Annotated in this window: 18 protein-coding genes; 7 read left to right on the plus strand and 11 right to left on the minus strand. The window is 69.8% G+C overall.

Annotation, left to right across the window (positions count from 1 at the left end; genetic code table 11):
- Positions 1-7: 7 nt before the first annotated feature.
- From DFJ67_RS24550 to DFJ67_RS24560, 3 genes are read left to right on the plus strand one after another with little or no spacing between them, the layout of a single operon-like run.
- Entirely contained in the window at positions 8-922 is a 915-nt protein-coding gene (locus DFJ67_RS24550) for a carbohydrate ABC transporter permease (protein ID WP_116070163.1), read from the plus strand.
- 17 nt (positions 923-939) lie between these two features.
- Positions 940-1833 carry a carbohydrate ABC transporter permease gene (locus tag DFJ67_RS24555; RefSeq protein WP_116070164.1) on the plus strand — a complete coding sequence of 298 codons (894 nt, stop codon included), beginning with the start codon at positions 940-942 and terminating at the stop codon, positions 1831-1833.
- Between the two features lie 41 nt (positions 1834-1874).
- Entirely contained in the window at positions 1875-3218 is a 1344-nt protein-coding gene (locus DFJ67_RS24560; RefSeq protein ID WP_170215953.1) for an ABC transporter substrate-binding protein, read from the plus strand.
- A gap of 39 nt (positions 3219-3257) precedes the next feature.
- On the opposite strand, the gene DFJ67_RS24565 is transcribed toward DFJ67_RS24560, so the two are convergent.
- On the minus strand, positions 3258-4790 hold the full coding sequence (locus DFJ67_RS24565) for a right-handed parallel beta-helix repeat-containing protein (protein ID WP_116070166.1): 1533 nt from the start codon (positions 4788-4790) through the stop codon (positions 3258-3260).
- Positions 4791-4845: 55 nt separating this feature from the next.
- On the opposite strand from DFJ67_RS24565, the gene DFJ67_RS24570 reads away from it, so the two are divergent.
- Positions 4846-7119, plus strand: coding sequence for a glycosyl hydrolase family 95 catalytic domain-containing protein (locus DFJ67_RS24570; protein WP_170215954.1), 2274 nt, complete (start codon positions 4846-4848; stop codon positions 7117-7119).
- Here DFJ67_RS24570 and DFJ67_RS24575 read toward each other — a convergent pair.
- Positions 7042-7929, minus strand: a complete 888-nt coding sequence (locus DFJ67_RS24575) for a helix-turn-helix domain-containing protein (RefSeq protein ID WP_116070168.1) — start codon at positions 7927-7929, stop codon at positions 7042-7044. The two genes, DFJ67_RS24570 and DFJ67_RS24575, sit on opposite strands and share 78 nt — an antisense overlap.
- Positions 7930-8029: 100 nt before the next feature.
- Between DFJ67_RS24575 and DFJ67_RS24580 the strand changes: the two genes are divergently transcribed.
- Positions 8030-9034 (plus strand): aldo/keto reductase, encoded by a 1005-nt coding sequence (locus DFJ67_RS24580; protein WP_116070169.1) that lies wholly within the window; start codon positions 8030-8032, stop codon positions 9032-9034.
- Between the two features lie 63 nt (positions 9035-9097).
- Here DFJ67_RS24580 and DFJ67_RS24585 read toward each other — a convergent pair whose 3' ends face one another.
- From DFJ67_RS24585 to DFJ67_RS24600, 4 genes are all read right to left on the minus strand, one after another.
- Positions 9098-9919 carry a metallophosphoesterase family protein gene (locus tag DFJ67_RS24585; protein ID WP_116070170.1) on the minus strand — a complete coding sequence of 274 codons (822 nt, stop codon included), beginning with the start codon at positions 9917-9919 and terminating at the stop codon, positions 9098-9100.
- Between the two features lie 16 nt (positions 9920-9935).
- Entirely contained in the window at positions 9936-10340 is a 405-nt protein-coding gene (locus DFJ67_RS24590; RefSeq protein ID WP_116070171.1) for a histone-like nucleoid-structuring protein Lsr2, read from the minus strand.
- Between the two features lie 84 nt (positions 10341-10424).
- A complete protein-coding gene (locus tag DFJ67_RS24595) occupies positions 10425-10757 on the minus strand; it encodes an EthD domain-containing protein (protein WP_116070172.1) in 333 nt (110 codons plus the stop codon).
- 12 nt (positions 10758-10769) lie between these two features.
- Positions 10770-11747 carry a quinone oxidoreductase family protein gene (locus DFJ67_RS24600; RefSeq protein WP_116070173.1) on the minus strand — a complete coding sequence of 326 codons (978 nt, stop codon included), beginning with the start codon at positions 11745-11747 and terminating at the stop codon, positions 10770-10772.
- 89 nt (positions 11748-11836) lie between these two features.
- Between DFJ67_RS24600 and DFJ67_RS24605 the strand changes: the two genes are divergently transcribed.
- A complete protein-coding gene (locus DFJ67_RS24605; RefSeq protein ID WP_116076616.1) occupies positions 11837-12478 on the plus strand; it encodes a TetR family transcriptional regulator in 642 nt (213 codons plus the stop codon).
- An 85-nt stretch (positions 12479-12563) separates the two neighbouring features.
- Here DFJ67_RS24605 and DFJ67_RS24610 read toward each other — a convergent pair whose 3' ends face one another.
- The 3 genes from DFJ67_RS24610 to DFJ67_RS24620 are packed head-to-tail and all read right to left on the minus strand — an operon-like array spanning position 12564 to position 15255.
- The gene (locus tag DFJ67_RS24610; protein ID WP_116070174.1) at positions 12564-13364 is read right to left on the minus strand and encodes an SDR family NAD(P)-dependent oxidoreductase; all 801 of its coding nucleotides are present in this window, start codon (positions 13362-13364) and stop codon (positions 12564-12566) included.
- 40 nt (positions 13365-13404) lie between these two features.
- Entirely contained in the window at positions 13405-14235 is an 831-nt protein-coding gene (locus DFJ67_RS24615; protein ID WP_116070175.1) for a DNA/RNA non-specific endonuclease, read from the minus strand.
- Between the two features lie 51 nt (positions 14236-14286).
- On the minus strand, positions 14287-15255 hold the full coding sequence (locus DFJ67_RS24620; protein WP_239096998.1) for an alpha/beta hydrolase: 969 nt from the start codon (positions 15253-15255) through the stop codon (positions 14287-14289).
- A gap of 23 nt (positions 15256-15278) precedes the next feature.
- On the opposite strand from DFJ67_RS24620, the gene DFJ67_RS24625 reads away from it, so the two are divergent.
- Entirely contained in the window at positions 15279-16313 is a 1035-nt protein-coding gene (locus DFJ67_RS24625; RefSeq protein WP_116070176.1) for a helix-turn-helix domain-containing protein, read from the plus strand.
- Here DFJ67_RS24625 and DFJ67_RS24630 read toward each other — a convergent pair.
- On the minus strand, positions 16299-16955 hold the full coding sequence (locus DFJ67_RS24630) for a response regulator transcription factor (protein WP_116070177.1): 657 nt from the start codon (positions 16953-16955) through the stop codon (positions 16299-16301). The two genes, DFJ67_RS24625 and DFJ67_RS24630, sit on opposite strands and share 15 nt — an antisense overlap.
- A complete protein-coding gene (locus DFJ67_RS24635; RefSeq protein WP_116070178.1) occupies positions 16943-18229 on the minus strand; it encodes a sensor histidine kinase in 1287 nt (428 codons plus the stop codon). Before DFJ67_RS24635 ends, DFJ67_RS24630 begins: the two co-directional genes overlap by 13 nt.
- Positions 18230-18279: the final 50 nt, after the last annotated feature.

Raw genomic sequence — 18279 nt, forward strand, 5'->3', positions numbered from 1 at the left:
GGCAGCAATGACGACAACCAGCACAGCCCGGCGCCGCCGGCCGATGCTCCGCGAGCGCAGACGCGAGACGTGGTACGCCATCGCGTTCGTGCTGCCCGCCGCGATCGGCTTCGTCGCCTTCTACCTCGTGCCCGCGGTTCGGGGTGTCTGGCTCAGCTTCACGAACTACGACCTGTTCTCGCCGGGCGAGTTCGTCGGCGGCGAGAACTACGCGAAGATCGTCGACGACCACGTCTTCTGGAACGCCCTGCTGGTCACACTCGAATACGTCGTCGTCAACATCGGGCTCCAGACGGCGGTGGCGTTGCTGCTGGCGGCGCTGATGCAACGGCTGGCCCGGTCGCTGGTGATCCGCGGCATCCTGCTGGTGCCCTACATGGTCTCCGGCGTCGTGGTCGCCCTGCTGTGGCAGTGGTTGCTCGACTACCAGATCGGCATCGTCAACAACGCGCTCGACTTCATCGGCCTGCCGCGGCAGTCGTTCTTCGGCGACCCGGCGTTGGCCATCTTCACGGTCGCGTTCATCAACGTGTGGAAGAGCATGGGCTACACGGCGCTGTTGCTCTTCGCCGGGCTACAGGCCATTCCCAAGGATGTGTACGAGGCCGCGGCCATCGACGGCGCCTCGGAGGTGAAGGCCTTCTGGCGGGTCAGCCTTCCGCTGCTGCGACCCGTACTCGCGCTGGTGTTGATCATTTCTTTGATCGGGTCGTTCCAGATCTTCGACACGATCGCGGTGACCACCAAGGGCGGGCCGGTCAACGCGACCCGGGTCATCTACTACTACATCTACGACCTGGCCTTCAACCGATACGACTTCGGTTATGCCTCGGCGATCGCGCTGGTGCTCTTCGTGATCCTGATCGGGATCACGCTCATCCAGCTCCGCCTCACCCGCGCCAACAAGTCTGACCTCGCGTGAGCCGGCTGGAGAACAGAATGACAACCACCGCCACCCGGCGGATCCCGGTCGGCCGGATCATCGCCTGGATCGTCGTCGGATTCTTCTTACTGGCCACGCTGTTCCCGTTCTACTGGATGCTGCGCACCTCGTTCTCCACGAACGGCGCGCTGCCCAGCCATTCCAACAGCCTGCTGCCGGCCGACACGACCGTCGACGCCTACCGCAGGGTGCTGGGCCTCTCCAGCGTCAGCGAGTCGTTGGCGAAGGGCGGCTCCACCGCGTCGGTCAACTTCTGGCTCTATCTGCGCAACTCGTTCGTCGTCGCGATCTCCACAACGGTGGTGCAGACCATCTTCTCTGCCCTCGCGGCGTACGCGTTCGCGCGGATGCGCTGGCCCGGCCGCAACGTGGTGTTCACCATCTTCCTCTTCGCGCTGATGGTGCCGCCGATCTTCACGACCCTGCCGAACTTCGTGCTCATCCGGGATCTGGGCCTGCTCAACACGTTCCTCGGCATCGTGCTGCCCAACCTGCTGATGTCACCGTTCGCGGTCTTCTTCCTGCGGCAGTTCTTCCTCAACATCAGCAACGAGGTCGAAGAGGCCGCGCGGCTCGACGGCGCCGGGCATCTGCGCATCTTCTTCCGCATCATCGTGCCGATGAGCGCGGCCCCGATCACCACCCTGGCGATCCTGACGTACGTCGCCTCGTGGAACGACTACTTCTGGCCGTTGCTCGTCGGCCAGGACGAGAACGTCCGGGTGCTCACCGTCGCACTCGGCATTTTCAAGGCACAGACGCCCAACGGCGGGCCGGACTGGGCCGGACTCATGGCGGCGACCGTCATCGCGGCGCTCCCGGTCATCGTGCTCTTCTCCCTCCTCGGCAAACGGGTCATCAACTCGATCCAGTTCTCCGGGGTCAAGTAGCGACTTTTTCTCTCACCCCTACAGTGAAAGGAACCACGCACGTGAAGTTGCGTAAAACTGCCGTCATCGCGGCGGCGGCGCTGGCCACGGCGAGCCTGCTCGCGGCCTGCGGCTCCTCGGACTCGGACTCCGGTTCCGGTTCCGGTTCCGGCTCTGGCGAGAAGGTCAACCTGAGCTACTGGCTCTGGGACGCCAACCAGCAGCCTGGTTACCAGAAGTGCGCCGACGCGTTCACGGCCGCCAACCCCAACATCAGCGTCACGGTCAAGCAGTTCGGCTGGGACGACTACTGGAGCGGCATCACCACCGGTCTGGTCAGCGGCACGGCCCCCGACGTGTTCACCGACCACGCCTCCTACTTCCCGACCTTCGTCGAGAAGCACCAGATCCTGCCGATCGACGACCAGCAGGTCGACGTCTCCGCCTACCAGAAGGGCCTTCCCGAGCTCTGGGTCGGCACCGACGGCAAGCGTTACGGCCTCCCGAAGGACAACGGTCTCGTCGGCCTCTACGTCAACAGCGGGTTGCTTTCGAAGGCTGGCAAGACTGACGCGGACCTGGGCGACCTGACCTGGAACCCGACCGACGGCGGCAGCTTCGAGAAGCTCATCGCCCACCTGACGGTCGACAAGGCCGGCAAGCGCGGCGACGAGGCCGGTTTCGACAAGAACAAGGTCGACGTGTACGGCCTGGGCCTCAACGGTGCCGGCGACGGCGCGGGTGAGTCGATCTGGGCGCAGTACGCGCTGTCGAACGGCTGGACCTACTACTCCGGCGACACGTCGAAGCCGCACTTCAACTACGACGACCCGAAGTTCCTCGACACCATGAAGTGGTTCAAGGGCCTGTCCGACAAGGGCTTCATGCCCTCGCTCAAGATCGCAACGAGCGGCGTCGGCATGCAGCAGACCTACGGCGCCGGCAAGTACGCGATGACCACCGACGGTGTCTGGAGCGCCCAGTCCTACGCCGAGCTCAAGGACGTCAAGACCACCATCGCGGCGCTGCCGACCGGCCCGGCCGGCCGCCAGTCGACGGCCAACAGCCTCGGTGACGCCGTGACGGCCACGACGAAGCACCCGGCCGAGGCCAAGAAGCTGCTCGTCTTCCTCGGTGGCAAGGACTGCCAGTCGATCATCGGCCAGGCCGGTGTGGTGCTGCCGGCGATGACCAGCGCGCTGGAAGACGCCAAGGCCACCTTCCAGAAGAACGGCATCGACATCGCGCCGTTCCTCGCGCCGACCACCCACACCGAGCCGGTCGTGCCGCAGTGGGCCGACGCCATGGCGATCTTCCAGCCCGCCATGCAGGCCTACCTCAACGGCCAGGGCGACGTGAACGCGTTCGTCGGTGTGAACGACCAGATCAACAAGCTCTACCAGTAGGTGTGCTTTGGGGCGAGGCCGTTGTGCCTCGCCCCTTTGCTACTCCTTGATGACGACGTGCGGCTCGGTGCAGTCGACGAACCGATTATGCTCGATATCTATTCCACTGTGCACTTTGCCGCCGGCGATCGTCGGCTCGACCAGGATCGCCGGCGCGGTCAGCCGGCGAAACTCGTTGGCGCGGATCGTCAGGTCCTTGACCGGTCCGGACTCGAACCACTCGTTGGCGTCGCCGGAGACGAAGATGCCCGCCATCCCCATCTCGTCGAAGACGTTGCCCTCGATCACGCAGTGGCCGCGGGCGGTCAGCAGGACGCCGCGGGTCGGTATACCGGTGAACACGTTGCCGGTGACGGTGACGTCGGGGGAGTAGCTGATGTTCTCGGCGGCCCAGCGCTCGTTTTCCAGGTGCACCGGCCGGTCCAGGGTGACCGTCGTGGTGAACGGATGTTCGGGGGTCGGATCCGTCACCGCGACGACCCGGGCCTGGATCGCGGTGTCGCTGGAGAGGGTCGCCCGTTCGATGAACTCGATCTCGTCGCCGGCGTGGAACGCGGGGAAGCCGGCGGTCTCCGGGTGGCGGTATTCCAGGACGACCGTGCGCTCGTCGGGCCGTTCCTTCACCACGAGGTAGGTGCCGTGCACGTTGATCGCGTCGTCGTGGGCGCCGTCGAAAAGGCAGCGTTCGATGGTGACCTGCCCGCCCACGTTCGAGAGGTTGACGAAGTCGGCGTAGCTCGCGGTCTTCCGCCCCCGCTCGGGATCGGCCTGGAAGCGGATGTCGCGCAGCACCAGGTCGCGGCTGAGTTGGCCGAGGATGCCGAAGCCGTGCAGATAGTGCAGGTCGAGGTTGTCGAGGGTGACCCGTTCGCTTTCCCAGACGAACACGCCGGGGTGGTCCCGGACGGTCGGTCGCATCTGATAGACGAGCCCGGTGTCGTCGTCGATGGGCCCCCCGTATTCGATCCGCAGGTCGTCGCTGATGGCTGTCACGTTGACGAAGAGCGGGTTGTCGCAGCGCCTGACCGTGCCCGTTCGCGGGTCGTAGACCTGCGCGTAGTCCAGGCCGTCGCGCCCGCTCCAATAGGACCGCTCGCCCTCCCAGTTGATGTGCGTCCCGTCGACCCGCGCCGTCACGTCGGCGGGCACGGCGAGTTGGCGCCAGGTGGGCCCGGCGGCGACGACGGTGGCCTCTACGAGGCTCGGCGCGTGGTAGTCGACCGCGAACCCGTGCCAGCGCACGTCGTGCGAGTCGATGACGGCGAAGGCCGTCTGGAACCCGTGCAGGGTGAGCTTCGCACCGGTGCCGTTGACGACCAGGCCGTTCGCGTGCTCGACAAGCATCGCGATGGTCTTCGTGCGATAGCGCGGGTCCGCGCCCACGGTGTTGGAGACGAACAGGTCGCGGCGCTCGGCGTGCTCGGGATAGAGCGTGTAGTCGCCCGGCGGGATCCGCACCTCGGACGGCTGCGGGTGCGCGGACGCGGCCCGGAAGGCTGCGGCGAACGCGGCCGCCGAGTCGCTGCGCCCGGTCGGATCGGCACCGTAGGCGACTACGTCGAAGACGGCCATCCTCGCTCCTCTGACTAATATGTCCTTACAAACTCACCCTATCGAGAGACTTTTGATGAGCTCGGACGACCCCGCCCACGTGCACACCTGCACCGCACCGGCCCGCGAGTGGCTCGAGGCTTTTCCGCTGGGAAACGGTCGGCTGGGCGGAATGCTGTTCGGCGATCCGTTGCGGGAGCGGGTGGCTCTCAACGACGGCACCGCGTGGTCGGGCGACGTGTCCAGCGAGGCGCGGCAGCGGGTGATCGACCCTTCGGCTGCTGCTGAGGCGGTGGCCGCCGCCCGGGCATCCTTGGCCGGGCTTGATTTCTCCGGCGCGACCGCGTCGGTCCAGCGGCTCCAGAGCGACTATTCGCAGAGCTACCTGCCGTTCGGTGATCTGCATTTGGACGTCACGCACGGCTCGGCGCCGACGGACTACCGGCGGCGGCTTTTGCTGCGGGATGCGTCGGCAGTCGTCGACTACCGGGTCGGCGGTTCCCGCGTCACCCGGCGGGCCTTCATCTCCGCGCCGCATCAGGCATTGGTGCTCAGCATCGAAGTCGACGGCGACGAGACGGTCGACGTCTCGCTGGGGCTGGACAGCCCACTCGCCGTCCTGGGGCGCGGTCCGGGCTGGCTGACGGTGCGCCTCCCGAGCGACGCGGCGCCGCCGCACGAGCCCGACCTACAGTCACCGGTCTACGATTCCCGGCCGTCCGTCCGGGGCGCGATCGTCGCGCGCTGGTCACACGACGGCGTGTCCGAGGGTGATCTGCGGGCCGGCGGCGTGCGTCGGCTGCTGCTGGTGGTGACCACCGCGACCACCTTCACCGGCATCGGCCGGGCGCCTGCCGGTGACGAGAACACGGCGTTGGCCGCGGCGTCGGCCGCCGCGGATGCCGCCCTCGCCCGCGGTGCCGAGCAGCTCTACGCCCGGCACCGCGACGCGCACCACTCCCTCTACGATCGCGTGTCGCTGGACCTGGCCGGCGACACCGGGCTCACGCCATACCTGTTCCACTTTGGACGATATCTGCTGATCAGCTCGTCCCGACCGGGTGGCTTGCCCGCGACGTTGCAGGGTCTCTGGAACGACTCGATGCGTCCACCATGGAGCGCCAACTACACGGTCAACATCAACACCCAGATGAACTACTGGGCGGCGGAGACGACCAACCTGGCAGAGTGCGCGTCGCCGCTGTTCGACCTGATCGCGGCGCTCCGGGTGCGGGGCGCCGAAACCGCCCGGCTCCTTTACGGCGCACGGGGCTGGTGCGCGCACCACAACACCGACGCATGGGCCTACACATCGCCGGTCGGGCGGCGCCGGGCCGATCCGGCGTGGGCGTTCTGGCCACTGGCCGGCGTGTGGTTGTGCCGGCACCTGGTCGAGCATGTCCGCTTCGGCGCCGACCGCGCGTTCGCGTCCGACGTAGCCTGGCCACTCGTCTCGTCGGCGGCCGAGTTCCTGCTCGACTGGCTGGTCGAACAGCCCGACGGAAGCCTCGGCCTGTCCCCGTCGACGTCGCCGGAGAACCACTTCACGTTCGGCGACGGTGCCTACGCGGTCGACCTCACCTCGACGATCGACCTGAGCCTGGCCCGCGAACTGCTCGCGTCGGTCGCCGAACTGGCGTCCCTGCTGGCCATGACCGGCTCACCGATCGTCTCGTCGGCCGCCGCGGCTCTGCACCGGCTGCCGGCGCTGCCCGTCGGTGCGGACGGCCGCGTACAAGAATGGATCGTGGATCGTGCACTTCCGGAAATGCACCATCGACACCTCTCGCACCTCTACGCCCTCTTCCCCGGCGACGACACCTCGGCGCGCTTGGCCGAAGCGGCGGCGAACTCACTGGACGCGCGCGGCGACGACTCGACGGGCTGGTCGCTGGTGTGGAAACTGGCGCTGCGGGCCCGGTTGGGCCACCGCGAGCGGCTGCCCGCGCTGATCGACCTGGTGCTGCGCCCGGCGGGCCCGGACAGCACGGGGGAGCAAGGCGGCCTTTACCCCAACCGCTTCGCCGCGCACCCGCCCTTCCAGATCGACGGGAACCTCGGCTTCACGGCCGCGGTAGCCGAGTTCGCGCTCCAGAGCCACGCGGGCGCGATCGACCTGCTGCCGGCCATCCCGGCCAACTGGCCGGCCGGCAGCGTGCGCGGCCTGGTCGCCCGCCCCGGCGTAGTCGTCGACATCTCCTGGGATGAGCGGCACTGCCTGACCGAGGCGCGGTTGTCCGGGTCGACGGCCGTCGACGTCCGTTGGCGCGACTCAACCCTGCGCGTCGACCTCGCCCGGAGAGACGTGCGGCTGGCGCCCGACGCCGCCGGCCGGCTCGCGCTCGGGTGACGCGTGCCAACTCGCCAGCATGGCCAGGCGCTCGGCGGTGGGTGAGCCGGGCTCGGCGGTGTAGGCGATCAGCGTCCGCTGGTCGTCGTCGGCCAGCGCGAGCCGCTCGTAGGTGAACACCAACTCGCCGACGACCGGATGACGCAGGCGTTTCGAGCCCTGCGTCTTCTCCTTGACGTTGTGGTCCGCCCACAGTGTCCGGAACTCGGCGCTCTTGATGCACAGCTCGCCGATCAGGGCCGTCAGCCACTCGTCGTCGGGGTGGCGGGCCACCTGCACGCGCAACTCGGCCGCGATCGTCTCGGCGTCGCCCTGCCAGTCCGGGAAGAACTCGCGCGACGCCGGGTCGAGGAAGAACGCGCGGGCGCGGTCGCGGCTGCGCGGGTCGTCGGTCAGGCCGAACACCGCCGTGCCGAGGCTGTTGGCGGCGACGATGACCATCCGGTAGTCGACCACGATCGCCGGCACGTCGCGCATGCTGTCGAGCAGCAGCCGCACGCTGCTCCGAACCGGTTCCTGCGGCGCCCGGTCGCCGGCTCGCCGCGGGCGCGCGAGATCGTGCAGGTAGGCGTGCTCCGCCGGGTCGAGGCGCAGCGCCCGGCTGACCGCGTCGAGCACCGAGTCGGACACGTGCCGCCCGTGGCCCTGCTCGAGCCGGATGTAGTAGTCGGTGCTGACCCCGGCCAACTGGGCGACCTCTTCGCGGCGCAGCCCCGGCACCCGGCGCCGGCCGCGCTCGGGCAGGCCGACGTCGCGCGGGCCAAGGCGCGCCCGGCGGGAGCGGAGGAAGTCGCTGAGCTGGCCGTTCATCAGTCGAGTCTAGGCACGGCGTACACCGGCAACGTGGTTCTGCCAGACCTATGTTGAAGGGCCATTGGTTGCCACTGGCGGGCGGTGCCAGCGTGGGGTGATGACCGATTTCAAACTCGACCAGGTACGCCTCGGCACCGGCGGCCCACTCGTCGGCCAGCAGGGTTTCGGCGCCATGGGCATCAAGACCGACTACTACGGCACGACCGACGAGACCGAGGCGCGGGCCGCCCTGGAGCGGGCCCTCAGCCTCGGAATCACCCTTTTCGACACGGCCGACGCGTACGGCAACGGCGCCAACGAAAAGTTCCTCGCCCCGTTCCTGGCCGCGCACCGCGACGAGGTGGTGATCGCCACCAAGTTCGGCCTCGACAACGAACGCCCGGGGATCTTCAATGACCCGGCCTACATCCGCGCGGCCGTCGACCGCAGCCTGCGCCGTCTGGGCGTCGATCACATCGATGTCTACTACCTGCACCGTCGCGACGTGAACGTCCCGATCGAGCAGACCGTGGGTGTCATGGCCGAACTGGTCGCGGCGGGCAAGGTGCGGCACCTGGGCCTGAGCGAGGTGACCGCCGACGAGTTGCGGGCCGCCTACGCCGTCCACCCGATCGCCGCCGTCGAGTCGGAGTGGTCGCTGTTCAGCCGCGACATCGAGAACCGGGTCGTCCCGGCCGCAGCCGCGCTCGGGACGGCGCTCGTGCCGTACTCCCCATTGGGTCGCGGCATTTTGACCGGCCAGGTCCCGTCGGTGCAGGGCCTGGAAGCCGGCGACGTCCGCCGGGGGATGCCCCGTTTCGCCGGTGGCAACGACCGGGCAAACCACGATCTGCTGGCACCGGTACGCGAGGTCGCGGCGGCACACGAGGCCACCCCGGCCCAGATCGCGCTGGCCTGGCTGCACGCGCAGCAGGAGGTGCGCGGCCTGCCGGTCGTGCCGATCCCTGGCACCCGCACCCGCGCGCGCGTGACCGAGAACGCGGCCGGCGCCCGGATCGCCCTCACGGCCGACGAGCTGAAACTGCTGGACCCGCTGGCGGCCCAGGTGGCCGGCGAACGTTACGCGGACATGACCTTCGCGTCCGGCGGCCGGGAGAACTAGACGCACCACACTCCTCAAAGGAGTGGTGATCCTTTCCGACCGACCGACGCGGACGGCTGACGGTCAGTCGGAGAAGACGCGCTCCTCGGCGTACACGATGAGTTCGTCCGGGGTCGGCGGCTCGCGCAACAGTTCGGCGATCCGGTCCCGCGCCGGGTCGTCGCTGCGCTTCAGTGCGGCCAGATGGGCTTCGACGTCATAGGGCGTGCGGCGGAACTCGACGCCGTCGGCCGTGACCCGCGCCCAACGCGCCCCGGGCTCGCCCGCGTGGTAGGGCAGCCCGACGCTGCCCGGGTTGATGTGCCGGCGCACCCGGCCAACGGCCAGCGCGCGATCGAACTGGAGATGCGTGTGTCCGGTCACCAGGACGTCGGCGTCGACTCCGGCCACGGCGGCCGCGACGCGGTCCATCGGCGTACCCGGCGTCATGATCTCGATGTCGGCCCGTGGCGACCCATGGCAGATCCGCAGCGTGCCGACGCCGGGCACCTCGACGTCGACCTGGAACAGCGCGTCGCGCAGAAAGTCGACGTCGCCGGCCCGGTGCCGGTCGCGCATCCAGGGTTCGCGCGGGGTGGCAGGCGGGCGCACCTCGTCGGCCAACTCGAGCACGGCGCGGTCGGCGTTGCCCCGGACGAGAAGCCGGCGGGGCAGGCTGTTGATCAGGTCCACGGTCTCGGCCGGGAAGGTGCCCCACGTGGTGTCGCCACCGAAGACCACCAGATCAACCGGCGCCCGGTCGAGCTCGTCGAACACGGCGCGCAGCGCATGGATGTTGGCGTGCACGTCGGACAGCAACGCCACCGACCCGGCGACCGCGCGCGGTATCCGGGGTTCTTTCGCAGCCGCCGCGGTGCCAGCGATCTCGTCGAATCGATCTGGCATCCCGCGCCGGCGTCTCTTACGAGTTGGGAGCCAGGAAGGGCGACGCGAGGGCGGTGCGGGGAGCGCGGCCCTCGTGCTTCTCGTAGGCCTCGCGGACCCGCTGTGGGATGGCACCGCGGTCGCCGACGGTGTCGAGGCCGAGTTGCGGGCCGTATTTCTGGCCCCAGGCGCGGATCGCGCGGGTTTCCTCGCGGAGGCTGGCGCCTTCGGCGGAGATCACCGTCCGGGTGTGGCGGGTGCCGTCGGCGGTCACCCTCGTGCCGGCTTCGACGAACGGCTTGAGCGTCTGCCGCAGCTTCCCGGCGTTTTCGTCGGACAGGTCGATCTCGAACATGACGCCGTCGAGAGCGAACATCACCGTTTGGTCGGCGGTGCTGCCGTCGATGTCGTCGACGAGCTTCACGATGGTCTCTTTGGCCACTGAGAGCGTCCCTAACCTGGTAGAACGAGTGTCCACGCGCCCATACCGTATCCGATCACCCTCCACGACCGCCGGTTGCGTCGGTCAGACGAGCCGCAGTTCCTGATCGAGAACCGCCGAATGGATGCCGATCGAGGTTTCGCGGATGTATGCCTGGCGGAGTTCGTGGGCCCGCCGGTAGCTCTCCGCCTTCGGTGCCTCCGCCATCTCCTCGCGCGACTCGAAACTGATCCGCACGATCGCGTCGATCGGCGGCTCGGCGCCGTCGGTCATCACGTCCGACAGGTAGTACTGCACGTACTCCCTGGTTTGCGGCAGGCCGACGTAGGTCGGGCCGTACTCGTGCTCCATGAAGTGCCGGAAATCCTCCGTCGAGATCTCCGGCTTCTTCCTGATGACGGTCAACATCGTGAACATCCGTGTGGCTCCTCAGGGTGTCAGCAGGATTCGGCGGCCGACCGCGCCGGTTTCCAGGCGGCGGTGCGCCTCGGCCGCGTCGGCCAGCGGCAGCGTCTCGGTGCGGATGTCGACCAGGCCCTGGCTGATCGCGTGCAGCCCAGCCTCCGCGGCGGGCCGCGCCTTGTCGAGATGATTCGGCAGGTAGAAGCCGATGCTGAAGCCGAGCAGGGCCAGGTTGCCGCCCCACAGCGCGTTGGTCGGCACCGAATGCTGCCAGTCTCCGCTGGCGTTGCCGACCAGCAGCATCCGCCCCTGACGATTCATCACCTGGAGGCTGTCGGTGCGGAGCTGGCCACCGACCGGGTCGACCACGACGTCGAAGCGTTGCGTGGCGAGAGCCAGGTCCTCGCTGGCGATGATCTCGTCGTAGGGGAGGGCCGAGGCCCGCGCGGCGGCGAGTGAGGAGCGCCGGGACGTGCCAACCACAACCGAGGCGCCGAGGGTGCGGGCGACGCCCGGGAAAGCCGACGCCAACCCGCCCAGCGCACCGTGCACGAGGACCCGCTCGCCCGGCTTGAGGTGCGCGATCTCGGTCAGTGCCAGATAGGCCGTGGCAGCGTTGGGCAGCGCCGCGACGGCGAGGGCCGGATCGACGCCGGTGCCCTCCAGGCTGACGGTTACCCGGGCGTCCGCGACCTCCACCGAGGCATAGCCACCGACGGCGCCGGTGCCGGACAGCGTCACGACCGACTCGCCGACCCGGAAGTCGGTCACGCCCTCGCCGAGCTCGCGGATGGTGCCGGCGACTTCGAGGCCGGGCACGTAGGGCGGCTGCGGCAACCCGGCCCGCTCCTTGTAGAGGCCCTGCCGGATGTAGACGTCGACCAGACCGACGGCGGCGTGGGTGACGTCGATCGCCACCTGCCCCGGCCCCGGCCGCGGATCCGGCAACTCCTGGACTTCGAAGACCTCAGGCTCTCCGAACCGGGTGACGACTGCTGCGCGCATGGTGGGCTCCTCTGGTCTAACGCACGAAGGTTGCGTTATCTTCGACGCTAGCACCGACAACGCACGTTGATTGCGTTATGGTGGTCACCATGCATCGTCGGGCCCGTTCCCCCGAGGCGAAGCTCCAGCGCGCCGAAGACCTGCTGGCCGCCGCCCGGGTGCTCGCGGCCGAGTCCGGCGGAGTGCGCCACCTCACCCTCGCGGCCGTCACCGAGGCCGCCGGGCTGCACCCGTCGGCCGTCCGGCGCTACTTCGCCAGCAAGGAAGAACTCCTGCTCGAGCTGGCCGAACGCGGCTGGGAAGACTGGCGCGACGCCCTCGCGGCCAGGCTGGCCGGCGCCCACGACCTCACGCCGCCGCAGACCGCCGCCGCCATGAGCAGCACGCTCGCGGCTCTGCCGCTCTTCTGCGACCTGCTCACCCACGTGCCGCTGAGCCTCGAAGGCGACGTCGACCTCGACCGCGCCCGCCGATACAAGACGCGATCGTTCGCCGCCTACGACGCCATCGTCGAGACGCTGGCCGCCACCGGCACGATGCAGACCGACCAACTCCACGACCTGATCGCGACGGCGCTCGGGTTGGCCGCCAACCTCTGGCAACTCTCCCACCCCACCGCCACGTTGCGCGAGCTCTACGCGCAGGAGCCCCGCTGGGCCCACGCGGCCCTCGACTTCGAGCCGCGGTTGACCCGCCTGCTCCAGGCCACCGCCACCGGTCTCACGGTCTGACCCAGTCGGGCAGCGGCTCGCGGGCCGCCAGCCATGCGGGCGCCCATTGGCCGACTTGATCGGGGAAGCAGCGAGAGGGGACCGGTCAGTCGGTGACGTTGACTCCGTAGCGGGCGGCCAGGTCAGCAATGTGGAGAGCCTGCCCGGTAAGCGACATGAGCTGTGGGTCGACCGCGAGGGCAGCAACGCACCGACCGACGCCTTCGGGCGTTTGCGCGCTCGACAGGTCGAGGTGCTCGGCGAACTGCATCACCCCCTCGGTGCGCACCAGGCCGGGGTAGACCGCGACAGAGGCGACACTGTCGGCGGCGAGCTGGCCGGCCATCGCTGCCGCGAGGCGGTCGTCGGCCGCCTTCGCGACGCTGTAGGCGACGCCCTGGTGTGGATCGTGGCGGGCGCCCACCTCCATCGAGACGGTGACGATCGCGCTCGGGGCGGTGCGGCGCAGCAGCGGCGCGCACACCGCACTGGTGACGTAGTGAGTGCGGACCCCGCCGTCGAACATCGCATCCCAGAGGGCCAACGGTTGTTGCCAGAACGGGGCGTTCCACTCGGTCCACTCGCCCGCGTTGAGCCGTTCGTAGCCGGCCCAGGCGTTGTTGACCAGCAGGTGCAACGCGCCGCCCTCGGCCTCGATCCGGTCGGCGAGCGCGCGGACCTGGTCGTCGTCGCGGTGATCGCAGACCACCCCGATGCCGCGCCCGCCGGCGTCGGTGATCGCCTGCGCGGTCTCCTCCACGCTCCCGGGAAGGTGCGAGGTTGATCCGGCTGCCCGCCCCGAGCGGGCGCTGACCCACACCGTCCAGCCCGCGCGGCCCAGCGCCACCGCGATGCCACGCCCGACGCCGCGACTCCCGCCGGTCACCCATGCCGTCTTGCGGTCCATGGGCGTGACGCTATCGGCCACGTACGACAGAAAATCGCGGTCAGAGCTTGATGTCGCCCAGCCCGTGCAACTCCGTCGGCATCGGTTCCTCGGCGTCGCCGGGCGGTGGCTCGAGCGGGTCGTAGCCGCGCAGCACGCCGAAATTCACGCCCGTCAGGGATTCGATGTGGCGGACGTTGGTCTGGTAGGTGCGGTAGGCGCCCAGCGGCCCTTCTTCCGCTGACCGGCCGAGGGTGTCGAGAAGGTTGGTCTGCTCGATCAGGTAGGCCGTCGCGTGCAGCCGATCCACGGTGGCCACCGCGACGACCTTCCAGAACGCGCGCGGGATGCGCACCCCGCGATAGATCGGATCGCTGTCGTCGAAGATCGGTCCGGTGTAGACATTGGCGCGCAGCCGGTGGTCGCCGACCGTGACGAGGATGTAGTTTTCCAGGCCCTGCCAGGTCGTGTCGTTCTGGTTGAAGTCACGGTGTTGCGGCGCGCAGTTGGTGTAGTGGTAGGTGTCGGCGACCGCCGCGCTCGCCTCTGCGGCCGTGTCGCCCCACAGCATGTCGGCGCGCCGGGTCAGGTGCCCGCGGTCGAGATCGTTGCCTGTGTAGAGAGCGTTGCCGGCCTGGGCATCTGGCAACCGCGGGTCGATGATCCAACGGTCGGAGTGAGGGACCTGGGCAAAGCGGCGCCGCCCGTCGAGGTTGGCCGCGCTGAAGATCGCCAGCCGGCGGGCGCTATTCATGATGACGCTGAAGTGGTGGTAGTGCAGGACCCCGTCGGCGGCACCGGGCCCGACCGCGACCGAACCGGAGACGCCGGGCAGCGGCACGTCGGCCCCGAGGAACCCCGCGTCAAACCCCCGCCGATCGGAATAGTCCATGGCAGGGACTCTACGGCCGCCCCCCGACAGTTTCTGTCGGCCAGACGCCAGCTAATAGGCCAACGCCCGCCGCAGCACCGCCCCGAGTTCCGCGTTCTGCCGCTGCGACACCTCCGCCGACAGGATCGCCTGCGAACCATGGAACGTCCCGGCCCACTGATGCAACTCGACGGGCACACCCGATTGCAGCAGGCGCAGCGCGTACACGATGTCCTCGTCCCTGTTCGGGCACAGCTCCGCGGTCGCGATGTAGGCCGGCGGCAACCCCGACAGGTCCTCGGCCCGCGCCGGCGCCGCGTAGGGCGACGAGTTCGGCCCGCCCAGATAATGCCCCCACGCCTGCGTCACCTTGCCACGCGTCATCCACGGCGTGTCGGTGAAGGTCCGCGCCGACCACGTCTCCTGCCGGTCGTCGAGCTGTGGCTGGTTGAGCAACTGGAAGCGGATCGGCGGCCCCTGCTCGTCGCGCGCTGACAACGCCAGCGCGGCCGCGAGCCCGCCGCCGGCGCTGTGCCCGCCGACCGCGATCCGTTCAGGATCGACGCCGAGAGCCTGAGCATGTTCAAAAGCCCAGGTCAACACGGCGTACGCGTCGTCAAGCGCCGCCGGGAACCGATGTTCCGGTGCCAGCCGGTAGGCCACCGAGATCACCACGGCGCCGGAGTTGCCGGCGAGCCGGGCCGCCCACGGGTGCTCGGTTTCCAGGTTGCCCATGACGAAGCCACCGCCGTGCAGCCAGACGATGGCGCCCTCGGCGTGCTGGGGACGGTAGATCCGCACCGGCACGTCGGGATCGGCCGGCACCATCAGGTCTTCGACCTCCATGCCGGTGGTGTCCGGCGCGGGGACCGACGTGGCCAGCCCCATCAGGCCCTTGCGCGCGGTGATCGGGTCGCTCAGGTCGCCACGGGGAAACAACGGTACGAAGACTTCCAGCTCGGGATCCATGCCGACCATCCTCCCGAGCATCCGGGACGAGGTCATCCGCCAGCCGTCGCGCATCGGGCCCGATAGACGCACCGATCGGCGCGTACCCTGCTGTCATGGAGGCGGTGGCACAACGACTCTCCCAACTCGACACGGAATCCGAAGGCGCGATCCGGGTCGTCATGTTCTACGACACGCTGATGCGCCGCCGGGTCGACCTCGCCGCCCTGGCAAGGTCGTCGGCGGGCCTGGCCGAGTGCACCGCCGGGATCCGGCTGCACAGCACCGGCCGGGTGATCCGGATGACGCCCGACGGCCGCGACGCGCCCGGACCGCCGCCACCCCCGTCGACCACGGAGCCGATCACCCTCGACGACGAGGAGATCGGCACGGTGTGGCTGGAACGCACCGGCCCGGCCCGGCGCCTCGACCTGGTGCTGGTCGACCGGCTGGCGATCGCCGCCGCGGCGGTCGTCGAACGCTACGGCCCGGCCCGCACCACGATGGCCGACCCCGCCCTGGTCGAGTTGGTGATCAGTGCCGACACCGACGAGGCGGCCCGGACCCGCGCGCTGCGGCTGTTGGGCTTCGCCACCGACCTGCCGGTCCGCGTCGTCGCGGTGCGCGCGGAGTTTCCGCTCGACCAGATCGGCCGGCTGCTCTGCCCCGCCCGCCCGGTGAAGGCGGCGACCCTCGCCGACGTCGGCGTCGTGCTGGCCTCCACTGTGGACTCACAACGAATCCCGGCGGGCGTCCGCGCGGGCATCGGCGCGTCCGAGCGCCCCGACCGCGCCTGGCGCGAGGCCCGCACCGCGTTGCGTTTCACCGGCCCGCGCGAGCCGGTCATCCGCTTTGCCGACCTGGGCGCGCTGGCGCTGCTGGCCGAGATCCCGCCACAGGCCGCACGTGACAACCCCGACGTGGCCGCGATCGCCGGCCTGGCCGGCAATCCGGAAGACCTGGACACCTTGGACGCCTACTGCGCGACCGGTTCGCTGCGCCAGGCCGCCGATCTGCTGCACCTGCACCACAGCAGCGTCGCCCGCCGGCTCGACCAGATCGGCAAGGCGCTGCGCATCGAGCTCACCGAGCCGGCCGGCCTGACCCGCGCCCGGCTGGCCCTCGCCGCCCAGCGGCTACTCGCCAACTGACTCTCGCAGGTAGGCCAGCACGGCCAGCACCCGCCGGTTGGTGTCGTCGGTCTGTGGCAGGTGGAGCTTGGCCAGAATATTGCCGACGTGTTTGCCGACTGCCGCGTCGGAGACGAAGAGCTTGCGCGCGATCGCGGCGTTGGAATGCCCTTCCGCGAGAAGCGCGAGAACTTCGCTCTCCCGACCCGACAAAGACGAGAGCGGATCACGACGACGGCGTACGAGTTGGCTGATGACCTGTGGGTCGACGGCCGTGCCGCCGGCCACCACCCGGCTCAGGGTCGCGATGAAGTCTTCGACGTCGACGATCCGATCCTTGAGCAGATAGCCCACCCCGCGGCCGTCGCCGGAATCGAGCAACTCCGTGGCAAAGCGGTGCTGCACATACTGGCTGAGCACCACGACGGCCAGGCCCGGGTGGTTGTGCCGCAGTTCCACCGCCGCCCGCAGGCCCTCGTCGGTGAAGCCCGGCGGCATCCGGATGTCGGTCAGCACCAGGTCGGGCGCATGCTCGGCGACGGCGGCCTTGAGCGCCTCGGCGTCGCCAACGGCCGCGACGCACTGGAAGCCGAACCGTTCGAGCAGGCCGGCCAGCCCCTCCCGGAGCAGCAGGGTGTCCTCGGCGATGACTACGCGGTGCACGGCAACTCCACCCGCAGCAGGGTCGGGCCGCCGGGCGGGCTGGACAGCAGCATCCGCCCGCCGGTCACGGCGACCCGGTCGGCCAGCCCGGTCAGGCCGGTGCCGCGGCCAGGATCGGCGCCACCGCGGCCGTTGTCGCTGATCTCGATGGTCAGCAGCGCGCCCTGCTGGTGCGCGGTCACAGTCGCGCGGGTGGCGCCGCTGTGCTTGGCGACGTTGGTGAGGGCCTCGGCCGCCGCGAAATAGGCCGTGCCCTCGTGCTGCCGGTCGTGCAGGCGGGTCTGCACGGTCACCGGGATCGGCGCGTGGTCGGCCAGTTCGTCGAGCGCGGCGGCCAGGCCGAGGTCGGTCAGGATCTGCGGCTGGATGCCGTGAATCAGCCCGCGCAGGTCGCCCATGAGCTGCTTGGCCTGCTCGTGCGCGGCGGTGAGGCTGGCCGCGGCGGGGGAGTCGGGGGGCAGGTCGATGCGGGCGAGGCCGAGTTGCATCGTCAGGCTGACCAGCTTCTGCTGCGCGACGTCGTGCAGGTCACGCTCGATCCGGCGGCGCTCGACCTCGAACGCGTCGACGAGCCGGGCCCGGGAGTGGGCGACCTCGACGAGTTCGGCGCGCAGCCGCTCGGCCGCACCGCCGACGAGCAGCGCCCGCGCGACCGCGGCGTGCGCGCCGGCCACCAGCGTCAGCAGATAGCCCAGAGCGGGGAGCAACAGCACACCGACGATGGCGTACGGGATGGTCTGCGGCACCGTGGTCGCCTGGCCGAAGCCGAGCGCGACCGGGCCGCCGTCCGGCTGCTGGGCGAGCACCAGGAACGGGCTCGCGACGAACGTCACGGCCAGCAGCACGGCGAGGAGGGCGGCGATCGAGAGCACGGGAGCCGCGGTGGCCATGAGGCAGGTGTAGCCGACCTCACGCCAGGTGGCCGGGTCGGTGTAAAGGCCGCTCTTCCGCCGGCGGAGGCCGACCGCCCGGTTGTCGACCAGCCGGAGCCGGCGCCGTTCCACGTTCGCGAGCGGGACCGCGATCACCGGGCCGAGCGCCCCGACCAGCGCGGTGCCGAGCAGGATCAGCAACACGATCGGGCCGAGCCGGCGGTCATCCCCGCCGATCCGGTCGACGAGCACCAGCCACGGGATCGCGAGCACCGCGAAGGCCACCCCCGCGAGCGGGAGGGTGCTGAACAGGAAGCCCACCGACCGCCACGGCCAGCGGCTGACCAGCAGCCGGCGCGAGGCGAGGGCCTCGAGCGCGGTCTGCGGGCTGCTCACGGACATGCACCACACGGTAGCCGGCAATGCCCGAATGCCAGGTATGCCTAGCCCTA

This window comes from Asanoa ferruginea, assembly GCF_003387075.1.
GTDB lineage: Bacteria > Actinomycetota > Actinomycetes > Mycobacteriales > Micromonosporaceae > Asanoa > Asanoa ferruginea.